A 23,735-nucleotide genomic window follows, 5' to 3' on the forward strand; every position below is an offset into this window, starting at 1 on the left:
CAATATTTACTTTTTATTTGTGATCTTATATAAAAAGCTAAATATCTCAGCTACCGCCTTATATAAATTTGGCGGTATCTCTTGATCGACCTCGACCTTGCTTAAAATTTCAATGAGATCAGGATCCTCTTTGATCGGTATGTCATGCTCTTTTGCAAGGCTTATTATCTTATTTGCTATCTCTCCAGCACCGCTTGCAAGCACCTTTGGAGCGTTATCTTGCGATCTGTTGTAGCCAAGAGCGACGGCTTTTTTCTTATTTACTTGCATCAAATTTTCTTATCAAAGCCCACATCAAGGCCGCCAAAATTTTTAAATCTATCGTTTAACTTCACCTTTGGCAAGGTTTTGATGTTAAAATTTGAAACGATTAGTCCAAGCTTTGAGATAGCCTGCTTTAGCTCGCTTGAGCTTGACAAGATAAGCTCTTTAAACTCATTTGTCTGCGTTGCCACCGATAGATCGATATAGCGTTTATCCACAAGCCCAACCATCACGTTTATCTGTCCAAATTTCTTAAAATTTAGATCGATCTGGGCATAAAATTTATCCTTTTTGCCCTGTTTAAACGCGACATTTCCGCCCTCCACGCCGTCCCAGATATAAGGCATATAAGTTTGTATGCCTCCTTGCAAGCTTGAGACCATCTGGTGCATCTCGATTTGAGAGATCATTTTGTTTGCAGCATTGACTGTTTGGGCGTTTTGGCTCTTTTCACTTATGTTTAAAAGCGTGCTTTTTACATCTTGGTTTAACACCTTTGAAATTTCACTCTGGCTCTTTGTCGTGATGTTATTTATATCATTTGTGGCTAGTTTTAGCTGCTTTAAAAGCGCCTTACTTTCGGCTAGATCGCTTTTAGCTGTGCTTGCTTCTGGATCTGCTAGGCTAAGGCTGTGAGCTAGGCGTCTCGCTGCACTTTGGAGCTTATCTTGCAAGCTGCCCTCTTTTGAGACGTCGCTAACCTCATTAAATGCCTTTACAAGTCCAGCCTCATCGCCTATGTTATTTAGCATTTTTAGATCGTTTTTTAGGCTCTCAAGGATAGCTTTTAGCTCTTTATGATTTTGTGTAAAGCCAAAGTTTTGATTTAGCTTTTCACTCGCTAAATTTCCTACCTTTTCGCTTAAATTTGAGATGAAATTCTCCATCTTGACTATCTGGCTTTTTACAGCATCTGCACTTTGCTCTTTTGAGAAGTTTTTATCTAGAAATTTAGCCACATTATCAAGCTTATCCACATCTTTTAAAAGCGTTTTTATACTTGAGTTATCAAGGATGTTTTTAGCATCACCGCTCGCTTTTTCAAGCATAGAAGTAAGCTTCATAAATGAGTTTTGATTATCCAAGCTCTCATCATTTAGGGTTAAAATTTGACTAAGTAAATTTTGATTTGAGAGATTTTTTATATCGCTTAGTAGCTTTTGTATCGAGCTTGGCAACTTCTCTGGAGTAAGCGCATCTTTTAAATTTGCTTCAAGCATGACGCCAGAGTTTTTGATCTGATCATTTAGCGAGCCAGCTTTAAGATCGGCTATTGGTTTTAGAAATTCTTTTAGTTTTAGTGCAAGGCTCTTTATCTCAGGGCTTTCATTTTGCACAGCTTCTGCCTCTAAGCTTTTGGCAAGGTCTGAGAGCTCGCTAGCTAAATTTGGAGCGATCTTTGTATCTTTTGCCTGAGATAAAATTTGCTCTGCTTTGCTAAGGCTTGAAGCACTTTTTAGATCATCAAGCACCCTTGCAACTAGCTTGCCAACGTTATCAAGCGCGTTTGAGACACTCTGCTCACTTGGCGTCCCAACTGGCTGATTTTTAAAAAGCAAACCCTCGTTTTTACGGACAGGCGCGTTTTGGGTGGCGTTTTGCCCAGTTTGAACCGAGGTGTTTGATATGTTTAGAGAATTTGCTACGTCCATTTTCTACTTTTTATTTTCTCTATCGGCAAAATTGCCATTTTGCTGAATAGTCGCGATGCCAGCCGTCCTTGCAACAAGCCTGTCGTTGTAGTCTTTTCTCATGTGCTGTGGTATGGTCTTTTGCGTTAGTGCAAATAAAATGAGCCCAACATAAAGCACCAAATAGACATAGATAAAGCCAAATGCGCCAAAAATTTTCATCGCATAGCTCATAAGAAGCGGCGAGAAAAGCGAGGCAAAAGAGTAGCTAAAAAGCAGCGCGCGTGCCACTTGGACGCTCTTTGTCTTGTCTGTGATCTCGTCATTTGCCCTAGCGAGCGAAAGTCCGTATGTACAAAAAATGCCGCCACCAAAGAAAAATGAGAGGACGTACTGAACTATCAAATTTGAGCCATTTAGCAAAAATAAAGCCGCACTGATTAAAGATACAACGCTACAAAGCAAGAGCGCTGGGCGTCTGCCATATTTATCTGAAAAGCCTCCGATAAATGTTTGAGCCAAAAAGCCCCCAGCCATCGCTATAGTCATAAAAAATGACGCCTCTTTTGCGCTATATCCTTGAAGCAAGACAAAGAGGCTTGCCATAGAAAAAAAGCCATTTATCGCAAGTCCTGCAACAAGCGCTCCCACAAGGGCTAGTGGGACGATACCAAAAATTTTTGGGATGTTTATGGGTTGGCGCTGCGGGATTTGGGGCTGGTTGATGCGGATTAAATTTAAAGGTATGCTTGAGAGCATGATAAAGGCTGCGCTGATGATGAAAATTTCAAATGCGCTAAGATCAAGTGCTAAGATCAAAATTCCAAGTCCAAAGCTCGTGTAGAAAACGCACTCGTAAAAGGCGATGACGCGCGATCTTATCTTGTTTGGGATCTTAGCATTTAGCCAGCTTTCTATAACCATCAAAAGTGCGTAGTAGCAATATCCCAAAAAGGCTCGCAAAATCGCCCAAAAGATCAAATTTTCACTTATGGCGTGAAGCATGGCTGAGACTGCAAATATAGCTGAAAAGATAGCAAAAGCTCTGATGTGGCCGGTGGTTGAGATGATCCTGTGCGCTGTGATCGTGCTAATTAACGCTCCTATGAAAAATCCAGTGTTAATTAGTCCAATCGCAAGCTCGCCTACGCCATTTTGCTTAAGTAGCGCACTACAAGATGCGATGACTAGGCCATTGCCTATAAAAAGCAGGCTCATACCCAAAAATAGCGGTCCCATCGAGCGAATGATCCTAAAGCTACTTGCCATCTTCGTCCTTTCTCAAATTATTTTGCATTATCCCAAAGATAAAAGCTCCAATAGGCATCGGAGCAAGCCCCACCAAAAAGCCAGGCACGTTTAGTAAATTTTCATTTTTTAAAAATATAAATCCAAAAAAAAGTATCGCATACGCAACCAAGCGATAAGGCATAAAAGCTGCCACAAAGCTTCTATCTTTAAATGAAAATTTCTGCTTTTTTAGCCTTGCTTTTTCATCTTTTAGGCTAAATTCTTTTGCCTCATTTTGGGGCAAATTTTCTTCGTCCTCTTCATCCTCTTCTTCTATCTTGGCTAAAATTTCATCTCTTGCATTTTCTAGCCTCGAGTTTATGCGGTTTTTATAGGCAAAAAAGCTAGCCGTTAGGATGATAAGCGAGGCAAAAAATGAAATTTGCGAGCTTATAAAAAATTGATTTGATATAAATTTGCCAACCACGCTAAGGGCTAGCCAAAGCGCAAAGTAGCAAATAAAAAGCCTGCTAATCGTCCTCGTCATCATCGTCTTTTGTGTAGCCTTTATACCTTGTCTCATCCTTTAGCTCATCTAGGCTTTTAACCTGCGCTTTGTAGGCTTTATAGACATTTAAAATAGCAGCTGCGATGCCAATAGCAAAGCCTATCCAAAGCGCTGGCGTGAAATTTGTAGCCTTTTTTACAAGATATCCTAGCCCAGTGCCGATCACCACAGCCACGACCATCGATATGCCAAGGCTTAGCTGCTCAGCCCCTGCTACGATATCTTTTATCTTAAATTTTGCCATTAAGCTTTTATCTCCAAAAATGCCTCTTTAGCTGCATTTACCGCTAGATCGATATCCGCTTCACTCATCGCGTCGCAGATAAATCCCGTCTCAAACTGACTTGGTGCAAGATAAATTCCGCGTCTAAGCATCGCTTGGTGAAATTTAGCAAAGAGTTTTGTGTCGCTCTTTAGCGCATCGTCGTAGTTTTTTACTGCATGATTAGTAAAAAAGTAGCCAAACATAGAGCCACGAACCTCGGTTTGGATAGTGATGCCAGCGCTTTTTGCAGCCTCTTTGAAGCCGTCCATTAGTCTTAGGGCTAGTTTTTCAAGTCTAGCGTATAAATTTGCGTCGCTATTTATCTTTGAAATAGCCGCTATGCCAGCGCTCATCGCCACTGGGTTGCCACTTAGCGTACCTGCTTGATAGACAGCGCCATCTGGGCTTAGGCAGTCCATGATCTCCGCCTTGCCACCAAATGCAGCGACGTTCATGCCACCGCCTATAACCTTGCCAAATGTGACAAGATCGGCATCTACTTCGTGAAATGGATATGAGCCAAGGCGAGAAGCTCTAAAACCACTCATAACCTCATCAAGGATAAGCACTGCGCCAAATTTATCGCAAAGCACTCTAAGCTCACGTAAAAATTTCTTATCAGCTGGCACAAGTCCCATATTTCCAGCGATTGGCTCGATTATGACGACACCTATTTTGTCTTTATTATTTTCAAAAATAGCTTTTACGCTCTCTATATCGTTGTAGATAGCTAAAAATGTATTTTTCACAACATCTTGTGGCACGCCGCCGCTTGAAGCGTTGCCATATGTCGTAGCGCCACTTCCTGCTTTGATAAGAAGTGCGTCGCTGTGTCCGTGGTAGCAGCCTTCAAATTTGATAAGTCCGTCTTTTTTGGCATATCCTCTAGCCACTCTGATAGCGCTCATGGTGGCCTCTGTGCCAGAGCTAACGAAGCGAATTTTATCTATTTGTTTAAACTCATCACATATTAGCTTTGCTAGAGCGGTCTCTTTTGGAGAGGGAGCGCCGTAAGATACGCCTTGTTTTACAGCAGAGATGATCGCCTCTTCTATGTCTTTGTCGCAGTGACCAAAGATGAGCGGACCCCAGCTTTGGATGAAGTCAAGGTACTTTTTGCCCTCGACGTCGTATAGATAAGCTCCCTTAGCATGATCTATCATCACAGGCTCGCCTCCAACACTGCCAAATGCACGAACAGGTGAATTTACGCCGCCTGGGATATATTTTTTAGCTTCGCTAAATGCCTCTTTATTTGTCATTTTTTATCCTTTTGATTTTGTGTTTTTAAATTTGTCTTTTGATTATCTTTTTGATTTGTTACTGGCTTTGCTGGTGACTTTGGTGCCTGCGTGTTAGCTGGCTTTGCGGGCTCAGCTGGTTTTGCCGGGGTGCTTTTAGCTGACTCTGCTGGCTTTGCAACAGGCGCAGTTTTAGTGGGTTCAGGCTGTTTTTGCGTAGCAGCAGGTGCGGCTGGCTTGGCTAAATTTTGCGATTTTGCCGCTTTTGCAGGAGGTTTCATCTGATTTGTGATGTATTCATAAAGGATGGTCGTCTCCTCGTCTGTCAAAAAGTAGCTTGGCATGACGCCTTTTGGCTTTGTAAGAGCTGCTTTAAAGCTTTCAAAATCTATATCATTTATCTTTGGCGCTCTAAGCTCATCATCGACCGTTTTGTTAGCTTTTTTGTCAAAATGCTTGTATTTAGAGATTAGGCTGCCTTCGCCCTTTGCGCCGTGACATTTATCACAGCCTATGCCACGCGGATTTAGGTAGAGCATCTTGGCGTACTCGGTCTTTGTGATAAAATCAGCACCAAAAATCGCCACGCAAAAAAGCAAAATCAAAAAAACAGACCTCATAAACCTCTCTTTTAAAAATTTAATTTATTTTTAGGTATGATACCACCCTTGTGATTAAAAAAGCTTTTAAGTAAGGATCGAATATGAAAATTTTAGACGGAAAAGCCGTATCTTTAAAGGTCAAAGAAAGCGTAAAAGTAAGAGCTGATGAGCTAAAGAAATTTGGTATCGAGCCAACCTTGGCCGTCGTCTTGGTCGGTGAAGATAAGGCATCTCAAACATACGTTAGAGCCAAAGAGAAAGCCTGCAACGAATACGGCATAAAAAGCGTGGCTCACCGTCTAAGCGAAAATACAACCCAAAACGAGCTACTTGCCCTTATAAACGTGCTAAATTTAGACGATAGCATCCATGGCATCTTGGTTCAACTGCCACTGCCAAAGCATATCGATACAAACGTCGTGCTCGCAGCGATCGATCCACAAAAAGACGTAGACGGCTTTCACGCTGTAAATGTTGGCAAACTTGTTAGCGGACTTGATGGCTTTGTCCCTTGCACACCACTTGGCGTTATGGAAATTTTAAAAGAGTATGGCATAGATGTAGCTGGACTAAATGCGGTGGTGATCGGCAGAAGCAACATCGTTGGCAAGCCTATGGCAAATTTACTCCTAAATGCCTCTGCAACGGTTACGGTGACACACAGCAAGACTAAAAATTTAAAAGAAATTTGCAAAAATGCTGACCTCATAGTTGCAGCCATTGGCAAGCCATTTTTCTTAAAGGCTGATATGGTAAAAGATGGCGCGGTAGTCGTTGATGTGGGCATAAACAGACTTGATGATGGCAGGCTTGTGGGCGATGTGGATTTTGAAGAGGTCGCACCAAAATGCTCATACATCACGCCCGTTCCTGGCGGCGTTGGTCCGATGACCATAGCCATGCTTTTAAACAACACAATCCTTGCTGCACAAGCAAAGATAGCTAAAAATTAAAGAGTGAGATAATGAAGAGAGCTTTTACTAAATTTTATGACTTTTGCTCGAGCTGGACAGGCACGGTTATCATCGTTTTGCTTGTCATTTTCTTTGTGGCTCAAGCCTTTGTGATCCCGTCTGGTTCGATGAAGAACACGCTTTTGGTTGGGGATTTTTTATTTGCTAAAAAGTATGTTTATGGCATACCAACACCAAGAATTCCATGGCTTGAGGTAAAAATTTTACCTGAGCTAAATAACAATGGTCATCTCATCACAGGCGATGGTCCTGCAAGGGGCGATATAGTCGTATTTCGCTATCCAAACGATGAGAAAACTCACTTTGTAAAGCGCTGCTTTGCAACCAGCGAGGACGAGATCGTTTTTACTGAAAAAGCCCTCTATCTACGCCCAAAAGAGGGAGATAGCTTTATAAAGGCAAACTGCCGTGAAAATTTAAACGGTAAAGAGAGTAAATTTGGCTACTCATGCAAGGACATTGTCGAGCTTGATGGCAAGCTTTTCATAAAAGAGCCATATAGATTTAGCGGCATCCACTACGACGAAAATGTAAATTTATTTGAGCAGATGGTTTTCATGCTAAATACAAACAAATCAAACGTTTTTATGAAGCCAGCGCTCATTAGCTCACTACCGCAAAATCCAAATTTTAACTTTAACGCTTTTTACGTCAAAGTGCCAAAAGATGAGTACTTTATGATAGGCGACAACCGCGACCACTCAAACGATAGCCGTTTTTGGGGAAGCGTGGCTTACAAGGACATAGTTGGACAGCCTTGGTTTATATATTTTAGCTGGGACAATAACTACAATGTACGCTGGGAGCGTATCGGACGCTTTGTAGATACGATAGAAAACGATGAGTTTTTCACAAAACAAGCTCTAAAAGAGGGAGAAGTTGATGGACTTCACTAATTTTGACCCCATAAAAGTCGCCACTATCGTCCTCTCTTTAGTAATCGCCATCGTCGGTCACGAGATCGCTCACGGATATGTCGCTTATAAATTTGGTGACAACACCGCAAAAAATCTTGGCAGACTTAGCATAAATCCCATAAAACACATCGATATTGTTGGCACTATCATCGTGCCACTGGTGCTTTATCTAAGCACTGGTATGATGTTTGGCTGGGCAAAACCAGTGCCTGTAAATACCTACACAGTCGTGCGAAATGGCGGCTACAAGGCAGCTATCTACGTGAGTCTAGCTGGCATTTGCTACAACGTCATCTTAGGCATCTTATCGCTATTTGTGCTAAAGGCTCTATTAAATATAGAAACCTTTGAAATTTTACTTCAGTTTTTATTTACGCTTGCGCTTTTAAATTTGATGTTAGCCATCTTTAACCTCTATCCGATCCCACCACTCGATGGCTTTCACGCGACCCAGTACGCGCTTAGAAATTTTGGCTTTCACGCACTAGCTGAAAAGCTTGAGGGCATCTCGCGATATGGCTTTGTCATCCTTATCATCATCCTCGTCTCGCCTTTAAAAGATACTATCTTTTATCCGACAAGATACGTTTTAGATATCGCAAGCGCCTTTATAAATGGCTAAATTTAGAGCAAATTTGCTCTAAATTTTTGGCTTTGTGATCTTATAAGAGTACTCTTTTTTAAATTCCTCTTTTGGCGCAAGGCTAAATTTAAGCTCCACCTTGCCATCTTTGCTGATATCTTTTTTATCAAAGCCCTTTATCTCGACCTTTACCGCCTCATCAGCAGATACTGGCACACGATCAACCAAGGTGACATCGACACTTTTACTTGAGTTATTTTTGACACTTATCTCATAGCCCTCTTCGCTTATGCGGTCTTTGCCAAGAAGCGAGCTCTTTTTAAATTTATTTAATCGCTCTTTTTTAAGCTCGATTAGCTCGTTTTGTCCTAAAAATAACTGCACTGGCTCATCTTTTGCTTTCATCTCAAACTCGCTTGGACTGCCAACACTCACACCATTAACGTAAAACTGCGTTTTAGCTGGCGTTAGATCATCATTTAGCTTAAAGCTAGCTACGTTATATGCCTTTAGCGAGCCGTAAAAATCAGCAAAAACGCTAAAATTTGCATCCATTTTTTGCGTGTCGTAAGTTATATATTTGCTCTCGCCTTTTGCTAAATTTATCCCATCTATCTTCCAAATTTTGGCAAACTCATTCTCATCTCTTTGCACACGCATATCAGCGACCTCAGCGGCGACTTTCGCGGCTCTTAGCATATTTTTCGAAGCGCCGTAACCATCATCAGCCTCCGCCTCGCTCTCCTCGTACCAAGGGTAAAACTTGCTTGGAGCAAGCGCCTTTTGATATCTGGTCGGATAGATGGCGAGCTTTAAATTTTTAACATCGCTGGCAAATGGGTTGGTTAGTAAAATTTCTTGTTTTATCAAGATATTTTTGTTTTTTGTGTCTGCATAAATTTCATTTAGCGTCTTTGGCGCCTCATCATCCATATATGAAAGCGTCGCCTCTTTTGGGCTGCAAGCAAATTTCATATCAAGCTGCAAAAATCCGGCCATTTCGCTCTTTGGCTCATTTTCTTTAAGCGCTTCAAGCTCACTTTTAGCAGCTGAAATTTTCTCGATATTTTCTAGGCTAAATTTATAAAACTCATCAGCTCTTTTTGTCACATCGTTACTTTTGTTTTCTCCTATCAAAGCCTGCTCTATAAACCTACCTCTTGCATTTAGCGCCTCAAGTTTATTATTTAAATTTACAACTTCTTGCTTCCATTTTATGTAACTTTGGCTATTTTCTTCGCTGATCTTTTTTAGATAAGCATTCGCATCACAATCCCCATTTATAGTGATGCTCTCACTCTGCACACCCTCTGGCACAAAGGCGCTAAAAGAACTATTTGCGTCACTAAATTTTTGAGTGATGATCGTTTGATCTGTGTAGATCTCTATTAGATTTTCATTTGCAAAGGCTAGCGTAGAAGCCACTAAAAAGAGCATTTTTTTCACATTTTCTCCTTTAAATTTTTGGTAAATTATAGCTTCATTTTGGCTGAGAGTAAAATTTTATTTTAATGCAACTTTGACTATAATCAACAAAAAATTTAACGGACTTTTCATGAAGATAGACAAAGTTTTCTTAGCTAGCGATCACGCTGGTTTTGAGTTAAAAAACGAGCTTAAAGAGGCTATTAAAGGGCTTGGATACGAAGTAGTTGATCTTGGCACAAACGATAAAAATAGCGTTGATTACCCTGATTATGCGCATTTGCTAGCAAGCAAGCTTGAGCCTAACTGCTACGGCGTGCTAGTTTGTGGCACAGGCATAGGCATATCAATAGCCGCAAACAGGCATGAAAACGTAAGATGTGCCCTTTGCCACGACGAATTTACCGCTAGACTTGCAAGAGAGCACAACGACGCAAACGTAATCGCTTTTGGCGCAAGAGTTATCGGTGCAGGCGTGGCTATATCAGCGGCTGAAGCCTTTTTAAAGACTGAGTTTGCAGGTGGCAGACACGAAAGAAGAGTCGAAAAAATCGAGCTTGAGGCAGGCAAATGATAGGCGAGTGGATCGTTTTTACCGCTCTTGTTTGTGCTGCGATCTACCTAACCGTCATGGTTTTTTACTTCAAAACGCTTCTCAAAAAAGAGCGTGCGACAAAAGATTTTATGAAAAATAACCTCCAAGATACCGAGGTCGTCATAAGAAAATTTCAGATCCAACTCCAACGAAGTCTAGGCAACATCGACATCTTGACAGACGAGCTAAACAAAACCAAAAACGACGTAACCTCACTTCGCACAAGAAATTCACAGTACCGCCTAGAAAACGACAAGCTAAGACAACGCATCCGTGAGCTTGAAGGCAAGATCGAAGCGCTACTTTAACATCAAATTTAAGGAAATTTATGAAAATTTTAGATCAAAAAGGCAAAGAATTTTTACTAAACTCTATCCGCTGCATAAACGACTTTCCAAAGCCTGGCATAGTCTTTCGCGACATCACGACGCTGCTAAATAACAAAGAGGCGTTTAACTTTTTGATAGACCATTTGGCTGATAGATATGATGGTGCTAGCATCGACTACATCGCTGGCATCGAGTCACGTGGCTTCATCTTTGGTGCGGCGCTTGCAGCAAGACTAAGGCTGCCTTTTGTGCCTATTCGCAAGCCAAAAAAACTACCTTTTATCACGCTTTCACAAAAATATAGCCTAGAGTACGGCGTAGACGAGGTGCAAATTCACATCGATGCTTTTGGAGAAAAAGCGGGTGCTAGAGTGCTTTTGATGGACGATCTCATCGCGACTGGTGGCACTGCAAAGGCTTCAGTTGAGCTTATCAATCAAACTAACGCAACCTGCGTAGAGGCGTGCTTTATCGTAGATCTGGTTGATCTAAAAGGTAGCGAGAAGCTAAAGTCGCTTACTAAAATTTACAGCGTTTTAGAGGTTTAGAATGGAAGAGTTTTTTATAGAACTGCTTAAAGAGTACGGCTACATCATACTTTTTGTCTGGTGTATCATGGAGGGCGAGATGGCCTTAATAATGGCTGGAATTCTCGCTCACACCACACATATGCACATCGCGCTTGCTATCTTTGTGGCTGGACTTGGAGGCTTTGTGGGAGATCAAATTTACTTCTACCTTGGCCGTTACAATAAAAAATACATCGCAAAAAGGCTTCACACGCAGCGGAGAAAATTTGCAGTGGCGCATATAATGCTGAAAAAATACGGCTGGCCGATCATCTTTTTACAACGCTATATGTATGGCTTTCGTGTCATCATACCGCTTTGCATAGGGCTTACCGGCTATGACGCTAAAAAATACGCCTTTATAAATTTAATCAGCGCTTGGTGCTGGGCGGCGATCACCACCATACCTGCTTGGATACTTGGCAAGCATATATTGGTGCTGCTTCAAAAGGCAAAAGAGCACTGGTATGTCGCTATCCCAGTGGTTGCCATATTTATGGGGCTTTTGATCTATACATTTAAGCGCATCGAAAATAAAATTTTAAACGAAAGGAGAGATAGAAGACATGCAGTTTCAAATAGTTGATAAAAAATTAAAAGATATAAAAGCTGATATTGAACTAATTTTCGTAGTAGATAAGGACTTAAAACATAAATTTATAAGCGATAAAGAGGCTATTAAATTTAACAATTACAAAGGCGATAGCATTCTCATCCTAAGCGAGGCAAAGAGGGCTTACGTGCCACTTTCTAAGCTTGATCTTGACGAGCTTAGGGTTGCAGCCGCTAAAGCTTATAACGCACTAAAGTCACTAAACATTAAGAGCATAAAGCTAGCTTCTTACGTCGCAGAGTGCCAAAAACTAAGCTTTGAAGCGCTAGCTGAGGGCTTTTTACTTGGAAGCTACGAATTTAACAAATATAAAGAGAAAAAAGATAAATACACCCTAAAAGAGATCATCTTTTCAACTGAAGAATTTGCTGGCAAAAAGGTCGATCTAAAGGCTGCAAATGAGGGCTTTAAAGAGGCGGAGATAATAGCAAGTGCTACAAATTTCACAAAAGATATCGTAAATGAAATCCCAGAAATTTACACACCGCAAAAGATGGCGCAAGATGCTTTAAATTTAGCCAAAAACATCGCCAGCATAAAGTGCGAGGTCTATGACGAGAAATTTCTAGCTAAAGAGAATATGAACGCATTTTTGGCGGTAAATCGCGCAAGCGTGCATAAACCAAGGCTCATCCACCTAACCTATAAGCCTAAAAAGTCTAAAAAACGCATCATTTTTGTCGGCAAAGGCCTAACATACGATAGCGGTGGCCTTAGCTTAAAGCCTGCTGATTATATGCTCACTATGAAATCAGACAAAAGCGGCGCAGCAGCAGCTCTTGGCATCATAAAAGGTGCAGCGGAGCTAAATTTACCATTTGAAATTCACGCCATTTTAGGCGCAACCGAAAATATGATCGGTGGCAACGCCTATAAGCCAGATGATGTGCTTATTTCAAGAAGTGGAATTAGCATAGAGGTTAGAAACACCGACGCAGAGGGACGTTTGGTCTTGGCTGATTGCCTAAGCTATGCACAAGACTTTAAGCCAGACATCTTAATCGACATGGCAACCTTAACTGGCGCTTGCGTCGTGGGGCTTGGAGAATACACAACAGGCATCATGGGCAACAGCGAGAGCCTAAAAAACGAGTTTAAAAACAAGATAAAAGATAGCGGCGAGCTAGCGACTACACTTGATTTTAACCCTTATCTTAGCGAGCTTATCAAAAGCCAGATCGCAGACGTTAGCAACTGCGCCTCAAGCAGATATGGCGGCGCGATCACAGCTGGCATGTTTCTAGCCAAATTTATCAAAGATGAGTATAAAGATAAGTGGCTACACCTTGATATCGCTGGTCCAGCATACCGCGAAAAGGCTTGGGGATACAACCAAGCAGGTGCGAGCGGGGCTGGCGTTAGGATGAATTTATACTTTTTACAAGCACTTAGCAAGGAGAATTGATGGGACTTTCAGTTGGAATCGTAGGCCTACCAAATGTGGGTAAATCAACGACATTTAACGCACTTACAAAGGCGCAAAACGCCGAGAGTGCAAACTATCCGTTTTGTACGATCGAGCCAAACAAAGCCATTGTGCCAGTACCTGATAAACGCCTAAATGAGCTTGCAAAGATAGTTAGTCCTAATAAAATTCAGTATTCAACCATCGAATTCGTAGATATCGCAGGTCTTGTAAAAGGGGCGAGCTCTGGTGAGGGACTTGGCAATAAATTTTTATCAAATATCAGAGAAACCGAGCTTATCTTACACATCGTTCGCTGCTTTGAAGATGAAAACATCACCCATGTCGAGGGTAGCGTCGATCCAGTAAGAGACATCGAGATCATCCAAACTGAGCTGATACTAGCTGACATCGAGCAGTTAAATAAAAAGATAGAAAAGCTTACAAGAGAGGCAAAAGCAAACGCAAAAGGTGCTAAAGAGGCGCTTGAGATAGCAAATTTACTCCTTGCTCACCTAAATGAAGGCAAAAGTGCAAGTAGCTTTGAGCAAAGAGATAGCGAGGCATTTTTGGCACTTAACAAAGAGCTAAGACTTCTAAGTGCAAAAGAGGTAGTTTATGGCGCAAATGTTGATGAAGAAGGACTTAGCGAAGATAATAAATTCGTAAAAGCGCTAAAAGAGTACGCAAAAGCCTCAGATCACGAAGTGATTAAGCTTTGCGCCAAAGTAGAAGAGGAGCTAATTGGTCTAAGCGACGAGGAAGCTCACGAGTTTTTGGCATCTCTTGGCACGAGTGAGAGCGGCCTTGAAAAGATCATCAAAACGTCTTTTGCTAAGCTAAATTTGATAAGCTATTTCACAGCTGGCGTCGTTGAAGTAAGAGCTTGGACGATCACAAAGGGCTGGAAAGCGCCGAAAGCAGCAAGCGTCATTCACAACGACTTTGAGAGGGGCTTTATCAGAGCTGAAGTGATAAGCTACGAGGACTACATCGCACATGGCGGCGAAAACGGAGCTAAAGAGGCTGGCAAGATGAGACTTGAAGGCAAAGACTACGTCGTGCAAGATGGTGATGTTATGCACTTTAGGTTTAATGTCTAAATTTAGCCCTTTTTGGGCTAAATAGCTAAAATTTATACATAAAATATTCAAGCCTTGGGTTGCAAGGCAAATTTAAGCTTCTTTGTTGCAAGTTAATAAAATTCTTTTAAAAATACGATAAGTCATAATCTTATATCTTATTAATATATTTAAATGATGTAAAAGCTATCGACTTAGTAAAAACAAATACCAGCTTACAGATGAGCCAATCAAATCTTAATCCTAGAGAAATTTTGGTAGATAAAATAATACGCTCACTATCTTTTACAAGCCTTCATACCTATAATATTTTGAAGACTATAACTCATATTATAATGGATATATAAAAATTTACTCATATGCTTAGCGTATTTATTTTATAAGTCTGATCGCTTCAGCAAATTTAAGCTCTTTGTTTTCAAAGAGCTTAAATTTGGTCGCATCTTTTTCGCTAAGTATAACAATAGTTGAGCCAAGCTCGAAATTTCCAAGACGGTCGCCCTTTTTGATATGTAAATTTTCATACTCATAAATTTGTGTAAAATTTGCCACCACATTTGTTGGGATGCGCTCATCAAAGTCAAATTTCATCTTGCTAGCGTTTGCGCCATAAAAATAGGATCGTTACAGCTAGGATAAATTTACCTTGACATTAGTTATTCTTTTTAAAGCCAAACAATACGAATTTTTACCCTTGCAGGTCGATTTGCCGCCTTGTAAATTTAATTATTTACCTTTTTTGTAAATTCTTTCTATTGCTCTTATGCGCCATAAAGCACGCACATATAAAAACAAAAATCGTTATAGCTAGGATCAAATTTGCCCTGGCATAAAAGCTCCTACTTTGTAAATTTAAACCTCTTTTGCGCTGTTTTTAAAGACATTTACCACGCTGGCTCGTTTGTGGCAAATTTCAGCATACTCTTTCTCGCTCTTTGAGTCATAGACTATGCCAGCTCCAGCTCCGACAAAGACGTCGCTAAAGCCGTTTTTGGCTGGCACAAAGATAGCTGAGCGGATGAGGATCGCCACCTGAGCGTCGCCATTAAAATGCAAAAATCCAATGCCCCCGCCATAGATATTTCGCTCAAAAATTTCAAGCTCATTGATGATCTGCATCGCTCTGATCTTTGGCGCACCGCTTAGCGTGCCAGCTGGGAATATGCTAGCTAGCACGTCAAAAAGGTTAAGCTCCCTAGCGCACTTGCCATAGACGTCGCTAACGATGTGCATCACTTTTTCAAATTTCTGGATATGCATCGCGTTTTTCACGACCACGCTCTTTGGCTCTGAGACCCTGCCGATGTCATTTCTGGCAAGATCGATTAGCATCTTATGTTCAGCTAGCTCCTTTTGGTCGCTTAGTAGCTCATTTTCAAGCGCCACATCAGCGTTTGCGTCACCACCCCTTGGTCTTGTGCCTGCGATCGGTGCTACAAAAATTTGCTCGCTTTTCATCTCAAAAACAAGCTCAGGCGACGAGCCGACCACATCGCCATAAGGCGTAGGAAAATGAAACATATACGGGCTAGGATTTGCAGTGGCTAGCTTTTTGTAAAAGTCCAAACTGCTCATATTCGTTGAAATTTCAAGTAGCTCACCAAGCACCACCTGAAAGACATCGCCGCTTCTTATGTATTCTTTTGCCACTTCAACCATATCTTCAAAGTGTTTCTTTTCGCTACTAAGATCACTTTTTATGCTAAATTCACACTCTTTTTCGCCCTTATGCTCTGTCTTTAAATTTAGCAAAAAGTCATAATACCTATCTTTATCTCCATAAAAAGTGTAAATTTTACTCATCTTATCAAAGTGCAGATATACTTTAGCATCAGCGTAGATAAATTTTGGAAATTCATATTTTTTAGCCTTCTCTTTGCCGATATACTCAAAGTATCTCACGCCATCATAAGCAAAAACGCCAAAAAGTCCAGCAAAAGGTGCTAGCGCTCTGTTACGATTGGTATCAAAGTAGCTTCTAAGTCCGTAAAAGTCCATATCTTTTTCGTCGATATATTCGCAGTCTATGCCGATTATCGTTTGCGTCTTGTCTTCAGCAAGGTAGCTATTTTTAAATTTCTCTCTGATCGCTTTATAATAAAAAAGTGGTTGTTCTAAGAGCATATTTTTCCTTTTAAATTTTTATTGATTATAAAAAATTTTCGCTTTTACTTTTTAGAATTTTGGCTAAATTTTTAAATTTACGCCTTTTTTACTATTTTTTTAAGAGCCCCTTGGCTAAAATTTGCGCTAGTCGAGGGAGAAAAAATGCTTTTTGTAGAACTATTTATAATCGGTATCGGCGTTGGTTACATCGCTGGGTTTTTTGGCATCGGTGGCGGCACGGTCGTCGTTCCTATCATGGTCGCCTTTGGATACGACGTGAAAGCAGCCATTGGCATAAGCGTCATGCAGATGATCTTTAGTGCGACGTTTGGCTCGTATCTAAACTACAAAGCTGGGCTTTTAAAGCTAAATCGCGGCGTCTTTTTGGGGCTTGGAGGCTTGGTTGGAGCTAGCTTTAGCGGCATCATCGTGTCGCACGCACCTGCACTTTTACTTGAGTCTATGCTACTTGCGACATTTGTCTTTTCACTTATAAAACTATACTTTTCACCAAACAGCGACGGCTCAAATGCGAATAATTCACTCTTTTTGCTATTTTTAGTTGGCGTTTTTGTTGGCGTTTTTGCCATTAGCATAGGCATCGGCGGAGGCGTCTTTATCGCCCCTATCTTGGTTGGCTTTTTACGTTATGAACTTAAAAAAGCCGTTTCTATGGGTGTGTTTTTCGTTATGTTTGCAGCCATTGCTGGCTTCATCTCACTCTCACTAAATGGTCACATCTCATACGCTGAGGGCACATTTTTAGGTCTTGGCTCGCTAATAGGCGCATACTTTGGCACCAAAAAGACGCAACATACCGACAAAAAAACACTTAAAAAATGGTTTTTACTCTTTTACATAGCGATGATATGTTTGATATTAAAAGATATGTTTTTTGAGTAAGAGCATGGCTAAATTTGCCACGCTCTTTTTTTTAAATTTCTTCAAAAAAGTAAGCTTCACTTAGTTTAAAAGCAAGCTCTTTTAGCTCATCTTCGCTTAAATTTACGCCCTTTGCGATCTCTTTAAGGCTGGCTTTGCCGTCAAATTTCAATGCAGCTTTGATCTCTTCAACGCTTAAACTAAGCTTGCCATTTAGCTCATTTGCCAAAGAAATAACTGGCGAGCTAGCCTCCAGAAAATACCCAAGATAGGCCGCAGCTCTAGGCTTTAGCCTAGTTTTTTTAGGCTCATAAGCAAGCGCAACAAGCTTTGAAGATGAAATTTTAGTGTTTTGATCATTTAAAATTTCAAGTAGCCCCATAAATGCTTCGCTCTCGCTCTCACCAAGTGCAGCCTTTACTTCGCTTAAATTTAGACTTTGTGGATAGACTTTGCTTAAAATTTCTTGCGTTTTAATCCTTGGCTGCTCGCTAAAATAGGCAAAATAAATCCTATCAAGCTCGCTCTCTCCAAGCACCGCGTCAAAGTCATCAGCGCCACCAAGCCTTTCTTTATGAGCGATGAGGCTCTTTCTAAAGGATCTATTAAACAAAAAGTCGTTTAGCTGCTCTTTTTTGATGCGAGTGTTGTAGCTTTGCTCGATGTGCGCGTCAAAGCGGTATATCCCAGTTGAGCTTGCAAAGATGTCATTTAGCGAGGCGTCTATGACGTAGCAAAGCCCGTGTTTATCGATGTGCTTGGCAAATTTATAAAAGTAAGTTGGCTCGTTGCTCGCCTCCAAAAAGTCGTGCAAAATGTAATAATCACTCCCTTTGGCGATGATGCCCTGCAAGAAATTTAACTGCGTTAAAAGTAGCTTCATGCTGTCTTTATAGACGACGTCACTTTGGTTTTGCAGGCTAAATTTCAAGTAATCCTGCAAAAAATTTAGCTCCTCTTTGACGTGAGGTAGCGACTCTTTATCGCCCCTGTTTGCGCTCGCAAAGAGCATGAAGTCCCTTAAGATATCAAGGCTCTTCCAACCTGGGTAGGTGTTATAAGAGACGTAGGCGATGCCATCTTTGCTAAGTAGCGCCTTTATCGTTGCAAGTAGCGCGTCTCTCACGTTTGGGCTCACCCAGCTATAAACGCCGTGTGCGATGATGTAGTCAAACTCGCCAAGCTCCTTGATATCGTGCTCATTCATGTGCAAAAAGTCACGCTCAAGAAGGGTGAAATTTTTTAAATTCATCTTCTTTGCGATCTTGTTGCCCTCTTCTACTTGGTGGCTTGAGATGTCGATGCCAACTACCTTTGCCTCTTTGTGAGAAGCTGCAAATGGCAAGATATTGCCACCGTATGACGAGCCAAGCTCCAGCACTCTAGCGTCTTTTAAATTTGCCACCTTTAGCCCAAGAAATTTAGCAACCGCCCCTATCCTAACGGGCGAGCAGTCGCTAAATGCAGCTGAGAAATAAGGAATTTCGTCGTAAGCTTTTTTTGCCTTGTTCATCAGCCGTGCCTTCTGGCAAATTCTCTCATAAACTCGCCAAGTTTATCAACGTCGCTTTGGCTAACGGCGTTGTAGATAGAGGCTCTTATGCCACCAAGATGTCTGTGACCTTTTAGCCCTAGCATGCCCTCTTTTAGCGCTTCTTCGACGAAAACTGGCTCAAGCGCATGATCTTTTGGTATCGTAAAGCTCACGTTCATATCTGACCTGCTTGATTTTTTGGCATGTCCCACGTAAAAGCCATTTGAGCTATCTATGATGCTATAAAGCGTGCTTGCTTTTTTGGCATTTATCTTCTCAACCTCGGCAAGTCCGCCAAGATCTAGCAGGTGCTGCATGGTTAAATTTAAAAGATAAATTCCAAAAGTTGGCGGTGTGTTATAGAGCGAGTTTGCCTCTACGTGCGTTTTGTAGCGCAAAAACATAGGGACATTTTGGCTGCTCACGCGATCAACTAGGTCTTTTCTTAAAATGACGATAGTCACGCCGCTTGGGCCTGCATTTTTCTGAGCGCCACCATAAAGCAAGCCGATACTACTAAAATCAAGCGGTCTAGCGAAAAAATCGCTCGAAGCATCGACAACTAGGGGCGATTTGGTCTTTGGCATAGCCTTATACTGCGTGCCGTAAATCGTGTTGTTTGAGCAGATGTAGGCGTAGTCGGCGTCATCGCTAAATTTAAACTCAGGGATGTAAGAGAAATTCTCATCCTCGCTACTTGCGACGACATCTACATTTACGCCAAGCACTTTTGCCTCTTTGATCGCTTTGTTTGTCCAAACGCCGGTGTTTGCATATTCAGCCCTGCCACCTTGATATAAATTCATCGGTATCATGCTAAATTGCAAGTGTGCGCCGCCTTGTAAGAATAAAATTTCATACTCATCACCGATGCCGTAGAGCTTTTTTATCTTCTCCATCGCACCAAAGTGGATCTCCTCAAAGGTCTTGCTTCTGTGGCTGATCTCCATGATCGAGTAGCCCTCGCCTCTGTAGTCGGTAAATTCGGCCTTTGCGTGCTCTAAAACATCTAATGGTATCGCGCTTGGGCCTGCGCTAAAGTTGATTTTTCTACTCATTTTTACTCCTTGATAATTGCTTTTTTATGTGTATTTTGCGAGATAAGCTCGATCTCATCATTCAAATTTAAATCCCTAAGATCAGCTCTCTTGCCATCTTTTCTAACCTCGATAAGCCCCTTCGTGCTCTCAAAAAAGAGCTCCCTCATCTCATAAGCCTTCTCAAGCGAGCCAAGAGCTGAGCTAAGAAGCAAGATCTTTCTTTGCACGGCGTTAGTTAGGGCGTTTTGCTTGTTTGCAACCTCGCTAAATTTTAGCTCGATCCTAGCTTTTAGGGCATTTGATGAAAATTTAGAAAGTAGTAAATTTAGCAGATTTTGCTTCTTTGTGATCTTTAAATTTAAGGCACTATCAAGATCGTCGCTGAGCCTATCAAGATACTGGAAAAACGCCTCTTCATCAGGCAAAAGATCTAGCATGGCTGCACTTGGCGTAAGCGATCTGCGGTCTGCTACAAAGTCACTTATAACATAGTCAATCTCATGTCCGATAGCGCTTATGACTGGCGTTTTGGTGGCATAAATTTCACGCGCTAGGCCCTCGTCGTTAAAGCACCAAAGATCCTCTTTGCTGCCACCTCCTCTAGCTAAAACGATCACATCGACGCCGTATTTATCGGCTCTGCGCAAAGCTTTTATAAGCGAGTTTGGAGCACTTTCGCCCTGTGTTAGTGCGTCAAATATATAAATTTCACTTAGCCTCCAGCGACTCTTTACCACCTTTAGCATGTCTTGAAGTGCAGCTGAAGTGGCGCTTGTGACAAGGGCTATTTTCTTAGGTAAATTTGGTATCTCTTTTTTTGCACCGATGTCAAAAAGCCCCTCGTTTTCGAGCTTTTCTTTAAGCTGCCTAAACGCAAGCTCAAGCTCGCCCTCGCCATCTGGTAGCATAGCACTAGCCACTAGCTGATACGACCCACTTGGCGAATAAATGGTCACTTTGCCATAAATTTTGACCTTTAGTCCCTCTTTTGGCAAGAATTTCACCTTTTGGTTATTCATGCGGTACATCACGGCTGAGATGCTTGACTTTTCGTCCTTTAGTGTGAAGTACCAGTGCCCAGAGGCGTGCTTAGTAAGGCGCGAAATTTCGCCACTTACCTCGACGTAGTCAAGTGTCGCTTCAAGCAGCGCCTTTGCTTTTTCATTTAGCTCAGATACGCTAAGCATTGATTTCTCTTACCTTTTTAGCGATAAATAGCGTCGAAATGTCCATGCTAAAGCCCTTGCAAAGCTCTATCTCAAAGCCAGCTTCAACTAATTCGTCGCAAAAGCTCTTTGCGTCCAAGAAATTTTCTATCGAGCTTGGCAGATACTCGTATGCCTCTTTGTTTTTCGAGATAAAGCCGCCGATACTTGGCAAAATTTTACTTAGATAAAAATCTCTTAGCGCAGTTATAAAGCCCTTTTTCTGGCGCTTTGTAAATTCAAGCACGACTACGTAGCCGCCATCAGCTAGGACCCTATTAAACTCCATAAGCGCAGCCTTTCGCTCGACCACGTTTCTGATGCCGTAGCTTATGCTTAAAATTTGAGCCTCGTCGCTTGCAAGCGTTGTGTTATCAGCGTAGGCCTCTATAAATTTAAAATTTGGAAATTTCGCCCTCGCCTCTTTTAGCATGCCACTTGATGGATCGATGCCAGTTAGGCTTTTTATCTCCACGCCAAATTCTTTTGAAATTTCACTCCAAAGTCCCATCATATCGCCAGTGCCGCAAGCTACGTCCACGATATTTATGCTTTTATTTTTAAAAATTTCTAGCATATATCTGCAGGCAAATTTCCTCCAGCTCACATCCACGCCAAGGCTTAGCACCCTGTTTGCGACGTCGTAAGTCGGAGCGATCTGGTTAAACATATCAACTATTTTTTCTTGTTTTTGCATAAATTTTAGACCTTTATATGTAGTAAATTTTTAAATTTCGCGAGATCTTGCGAGTTGCTTTTATAAATTTAAGCCGTTTTTTTAGTATCTCTTCTCTGGTTTTGTAAATTTGTTTGTAAATTTTGCTCTCTAGCTTTTCTTTGCCAGCAGCCTCTGGCAAGCGCTCTAAGATGCCAAGCCAGACGTCGTAGTCTTGAAGCGCACCAAAGATCTCTTGCATATCTTTTAGCCGCTCTTCATACTTTTTAAGCCCGTCAAAATAAAAAATCTCACTCAAAAACTCGTAAGTGTATCTCACCTTTTTAAGCTCGATCCTGATCTTGTGAAAGCTCTCATTTGGGCAGTCTTGATTGAGGCTTTTTAGCCTCTTTTGAGCCAAAACTAGAAGCATTCTAAGTTTAAACGAGCCAAGGCGCGAAAGGCTCACGTCAAAGAGCTTTGATCTATAAAACTCGCCCTCGTTTAAAAATATCTCCCACTCTTTTAAAAATGCATAGTTTTCTTCATCGCTAAGGTAGCTTTTAACGTTTTCATACTCTAAATTTAGAGCCTTTTGCACAAAGTAAATTAGCTCATTTGCATGCTTTTGCTCGCTTAAAAAGCCTAAAAATATGTCTAAGTCTCGCTTTTTATTGGTTGAGTTTGCCAAAATTTTAAAATTCTCTCCAAAAAAGAGCGTCACTTTCTCATCAAAGACGCCGTTAAAAATTTTAAGTAGTGACCTAACTTTTCTTAAATTTACTCGCAGGTTGTGCAAAATTTCTTCGTCGTGATCTTGCAGATAGTCGCTCTTTAGCCTCTTTATCTCTTTAAAGATGTTTAAAAACAAAGCTCTTAAAGCCTCGCCACTTTTTAAATTTGCAGCAAAATTTGGCGAAATTTCTTTGTTTTTAAAGACATTGTAGGCTCTTTTGTAATCGATTTGTTCATTTTCGTTTGCGTGGATGGCAAGAAATTTGTTTTTATACCTTTTATCGCAGGTAACATCGGCCTTACAAAACTGCTCCAAAAATGGTGGCAGTTTAAAATATACAGCCTCGTTTTCATCACTAAATTCGATTTCGAACGTGCAAAGTCCGTTTAAGCCATCTTTAAAAACGTCGATGTTGCAAGGGTTATTATTTAGCCGAAAAATGTATCTATCTTTTGTGATTACGCGCCCGATGCGGTTTTGTAGAGCCTTTTTAAACTCCGCCTTTTCGCAAAATTCCTCATTTTCTTCTCTTATAAGATCTTTGCCAACCTTGATCGTTTTTATAAATTTGCCCTCTTCACTTCTGAAGCGGATCTCTTCATTTTGTGTGATCTTGGTGTAAAACTGAGAAATTTCAAGGTGCTTAAAAACTAGCCCAGCCTCTTTTAGAAAATCTAGAATTTGAGAATTTTTGAGTAAAAATTTACGCTCTATCTCCAAACCCACATTTTTCTCCGAAATTTTTTGTTTATTTTAGCAAGTTAGTGCTTAAAATAATGAGAAAAAAGCTAATTTCAGGCTTGTTTGAAGTGTTTTATGAAGAAAAATAAAAATTTATGTTGCGTAGTGCAACATAAATTTTGCCTTATCGGCAGTGTTTACAGCTTTTTACGCTAGCAACGATATTTAGGCGCTCTATGATGTTACCGATCTTTTTTTCAAGCGCTTCTTGGTATTTGCCAAGCTCGGCGTCATCATAGCTCACGTCCTCTACGCTACCACAGCTCTCGCAAACTATGTGGATGTGTGGATACTCGTAGATATCGTATCTTGCCTTTTGGTTTACGATATTTACCTCAACCACAAGGCCTTCGTCTTTTAGTGTGTTTAGGTTTTTGTAAACTGTTGCGAGCGAAACTGATGGATTTTCTTTCAAAATTTCATCATAAAGCTCATCGATCGTTGGATGTGTGTGACGATCAAGAATTCTCAAAACGCTAAGACGCTGCGGCGTTACTTTAAGCCCAGACTGTTTTAGCAACGATACATATTGCATAATTTTCC

Annotated in this window: 25 protein-coding genes and 1 pseudogene; 10 read left to right on the top strand and 16 right to left on the bottom strand. The window is 41.1% G+C overall.

Translation table 11 applies throughout. The annotated features are described in order from the left end of the window. Window positions 1-6: 6 nt before the first annotated feature. From G6W43_RS01130 to G6W43_RS01160, 7 genes and pseudogenes are all read right to left on the bottom strand, one after another. Window positions 7-273, bottom strand: a complete 267-nt coding sequence (locus G6W43_RS01130) for a FlhB-like flagellar biosynthesis protein (RefSeq protein ID WP_223227339.1) — start codon at window positions 271-273, stop codon at window positions 7-9. Beyond that, entirely contained in the window at window positions 270-1,916 is a 1,647-nt protein-coding gene (locus G6W43_RS01135; protein WP_194168946.1) for a flagellar hook-length control protein FliK, read from the bottom strand. Before G6W43_RS01135 ends, G6W43_RS01130 begins: the two co-directional genes overlap by 4 nt. Window positions 1,917-1,919: 3 nt before the next feature. After that, a complete protein-coding gene (locus tag G6W43_RS01140; RefSeq protein ID WP_194168947.1) occupies window positions 1,920-3,164 on the bottom strand; it encodes an MFS transporter in 1,245 nt (414 codons plus the stop codon). Continuing rightward, the gene (locus G6W43_RS01145) at window positions 3,154-3,672 is read right to left on the bottom strand and encodes a hypothetical protein (protein WP_242047599.1); all 519 of its coding nucleotides are present in this window, start codon (window positions 3,670-3,672) and stop codon (window positions 3,154-3,156) included. The genes G6W43_RS01140 and G6W43_RS01145 overlap by 11 nt, the downstream gene beginning before the upstream one ends. Continuing rightward, a complete protein-coding gene (locus tag G6W43_RS01150) occupies window positions 3,656-3,937 on the bottom strand; it encodes an AtpZ/AtpI family protein (protein ID WP_194168948.1) in 282 nt (93 codons plus the stop codon). The genes G6W43_RS01145 and G6W43_RS01150 overlap by 17 nt, the downstream gene beginning before the upstream one ends. Continuing rightward, entirely contained in the window at window positions 3,937-5,220 is a 1,284-nt protein-coding gene (hemL, locus tag G6W43_RS01155; protein ID WP_194168949.1) for a glutamate-1-semialdehyde 2,1-aminomutase, read from the bottom strand. Before hemL ends, G6W43_RS01150 begins: the two co-directional genes overlap by 1 nt. 263 nt (window positions 5,221-5,483) lie before the next feature. Continuing rightward, window positions 5,484-5,819, bottom strand: a pseudogene (locus tag G6W43_RS01160) (c-type cytochrome); the annotation flags it as partial. 83 nt (window positions 5,820-5,902) lie between these two features. Between G6W43_RS01160 and folD the strand changes: the two are divergent. Genes folD through G6W43_RS01175 form a run of 3 tightly spaced genes read left to right on the top strand, consistent with a single transcriptional unit; the run spans window position 5,903 to window position 8,314 of the window. Beyond that, complete coding sequence (gene folD, locus G6W43_RS01165) at window positions 5,903-6,754, top strand: bifunctional methylenetetrahydrofolate dehydrogenase/methenyltetrahydrofolate cyclohydrolase FolD (RefSeq protein WP_149700904.1); 852 nt, start codon at window positions 5,903-5,905, stop codon at window positions 6,752-6,754. Between the two features lie 11 nt (window positions 6,755-6,765). Continuing rightward, window positions 6,766-7,671 carry a signal peptidase I gene (lepB, locus tag G6W43_RS01170; protein WP_194168950.1) on the top strand — a complete coding sequence of 302 codons (906 nt, stop codon included), beginning with the start codon at window positions 6,766-6,768 and terminating at the stop codon, window positions 7,669-7,671. After that, window positions 7,658-8,314: a site-2 protease family protein gene (locus G6W43_RS01175; RefSeq protein ID WP_194168951.1), complete on the top strand. Its 657-nt coding sequence runs from the start codon at window positions 7,658-7,660 to the stop codon at window positions 8,312-8,314. Before lepB ends, G6W43_RS01175 begins: the two co-directional genes overlap by 14 nt. Before the next feature lie 18 nt (window positions 8,315-8,332). Here the strand turns inward: G6W43_RS01175 and G6W43_RS01180 are convergent, their stop codons facing one another. Next, window positions 8,333-9,712 (bottom strand): DUF4139 domain-containing protein, encoded by a 1,380-nt coding sequence (locus G6W43_RS01180; RefSeq protein WP_242047602.1) that lies wholly within the window; start codon window positions 9,710-9,712, stop codon window positions 8,333-8,335. Between the two features lie 118 nt (window positions 9,713-9,830). Between G6W43_RS01180 and rpiB the strand changes: the two genes are divergently transcribed. The 6 genes from rpiB to ychF are packed head-to-tail and all read left to right on the top strand — an operon-like array spanning window position 9,831 to window position 14,314. Then, window positions 9,831-10,274 carry a ribose 5-phosphate isomerase B gene (rpiB, locus tag G6W43_RS01185; RefSeq protein WP_103646586.1) on the top strand — a complete coding sequence of 148 codons (444 nt, stop codon included), beginning with the start codon at window positions 9,831-9,833 and terminating at the stop codon, window positions 10,272-10,274. Next, window positions 10,271-10,603 carry a hypothetical protein gene (locus tag G6W43_RS01190; RefSeq protein WP_002939538.1) on the top strand — a complete coding sequence of 111 codons (333 nt, stop codon included), beginning with the start codon at window positions 10,271-10,273 and terminating at the stop codon, window positions 10,601-10,603. The genes rpiB and G6W43_RS01190 overlap by 4 nt, the downstream gene beginning before the upstream one ends. Window positions 10,604-10,623: 20 nt before the next feature. Next, a complete protein-coding gene (locus G6W43_RS01195; protein ID WP_103616969.1) occupies window positions 10,624-11,172 on the top strand; it encodes an adenine phosphoribosyltransferase in 549 nt (182 codons plus the stop codon). A gap of 1 nt (window position 11,173) precedes the next feature. Then, window positions 11,174-11,779 (top strand): DedA family protein, encoded by a 606-nt coding sequence (locus G6W43_RS01200; RefSeq protein WP_012001446.1) that lies wholly within the window; start codon window positions 11,174-11,176, stop codon window positions 11,777-11,779. Next, on the top strand, window positions 11,760-13,211 hold the full coding sequence (locus tag G6W43_RS01205) for a leucyl aminopeptidase (RefSeq protein WP_194168952.1): 1,452 nt from the start codon (window positions 11,760-11,762) through the stop codon (window positions 13,209-13,211). Before G6W43_RS01200 ends, G6W43_RS01205 begins: the two co-directional genes overlap by 20 nt. Continuing rightward, a complete protein-coding gene (gene ychF / locus G6W43_RS01210; protein WP_194168953.1) occupies window positions 13,211-14,314 on the top strand; it encodes a redox-regulated ATPase YchF in 1,104 nt (367 codons plus the stop codon). Before G6W43_RS01205 ends, ychF begins: the two co-directional genes overlap by 1 nt. A gap of 351 nt (window positions 14,315-14,665) precedes the next feature. Here ychF and G6W43_RS01215 read toward each other — a convergent pair whose 3' ends face one another. Together G6W43_RS01215 and G6W43_RS01220 are read right to left on the bottom strand one after the other, a co-directional pair. Further along, on the bottom strand, window positions 14,666-14,884 hold the full coding sequence (locus G6W43_RS01215; RefSeq protein WP_242040005.1) for a phosphatidylserine decarboxylase: 219 nt from the start codon (window positions 14,882-14,884) through the stop codon (window positions 14,666-14,668). 261 nt (window positions 14,885-15,145) lie between these two features. Beyond that, on the bottom strand, window positions 15,146-16,417 hold the full coding sequence (locus tag G6W43_RS01220) for an anthranilate synthase component I family protein (protein ID WP_194168954.1): 1,272 nt from the start codon (window positions 16,415-16,417) through the stop codon (window positions 15,146-15,148). Between the two features lie 144 nt (window positions 16,418-16,561). Here G6W43_RS01220 and G6W43_RS01225 point away from each other — a divergent pair, with 144 nt between their 5' ends. Further along, window positions 16,562-17,302, top strand: coding sequence for a sulfite exporter TauE/SafE family protein (locus G6W43_RS01225; RefSeq protein ID WP_194168955.1), 741 nt, complete (start codon window positions 16,562-16,564; stop codon window positions 17,300-17,302). Window positions 17,303-17,333: 31 nt separating this feature from the next. Here the strand turns inward: G6W43_RS01225 and G6W43_RS01230 are convergent, their stop codons facing one another. The 6 genes from G6W43_RS01230 to G6W43_RS01255 form a co-directional block, all read right to left on the bottom strand. Next, window positions 17,334-18,794 (bottom strand): class I SAM-dependent methyltransferase, encoded by a 1,461-nt coding sequence (locus G6W43_RS01230; RefSeq protein ID WP_194168956.1) that lies wholly within the window; start codon window positions 18,792-18,794, stop codon window positions 17,334-17,336. Then, window positions 18,794-19,873, bottom strand: a complete 1,080-nt coding sequence (gene serC, locus G6W43_RS01235; protein WP_194168957.1) for a phosphoserine transaminase — start codon at window positions 19,871-19,873, stop codon at window positions 18,794-18,796. The genes G6W43_RS01230 and serC overlap by 1 nt, the downstream gene beginning before the upstream one ends. A gap of 2 nt (window positions 19,874-19,875) precedes the next feature. Continuing rightward, the gene (gene xseA, locus G6W43_RS01240; RefSeq protein WP_194168958.1) at window positions 19,876-21,042 is read right to left on the bottom strand and encodes an exodeoxyribonuclease VII large subunit; all 1,167 of its coding nucleotides are present in this window, start codon (window positions 21,040-21,042) and stop codon (window positions 19,876-19,878) included. Then, window positions 21,035-21,757 carry a bifunctional demethylmenaquinone methyltransferase/2-methoxy-6-polyprenyl-1,4-benzoquinol methylase UbiE gene (ubiE, locus tag G6W43_RS01245; protein WP_194168959.1) on the bottom strand — a complete coding sequence of 241 codons (723 nt, stop codon included), beginning with the start codon at window positions 21,755-21,757 and terminating at the stop codon, window positions 21,035-21,037. The genes xseA and ubiE overlap by 8 nt, the downstream gene beginning before the upstream one ends. Window positions 21,758-21,770: 13 nt before the next feature. Continuing rightward, entirely contained in the window at window positions 21,771-23,177 is a 1,407-nt protein-coding gene (locus tag G6W43_RS01250; RefSeq protein WP_342672203.1) for a CHAD domain-containing protein, read from the bottom strand. A 139-nt stretch (window positions 23,178-23,316) separates the two neighbouring features. Then, a complete protein-coding gene (locus tag G6W43_RS01255) occupies window positions 23,317-23,727 on the bottom strand; it encodes a Fur family transcriptional regulator (RefSeq protein WP_194168960.1) in 411 nt (136 codons plus the stop codon). Between the last annotated feature and the right edge of the window lie 8 nt (window positions 23,728-23,735).

It is taken from the genome of Campylobacter concisus (genome assembly GCF_015229965.1).
GTDB classification, from domain to species: Bacteria; Campylobacterota; Campylobacteria; order Campylobacterales; family Campylobacteraceae; genus Campylobacter_A; species Campylobacter_A concisus_BD.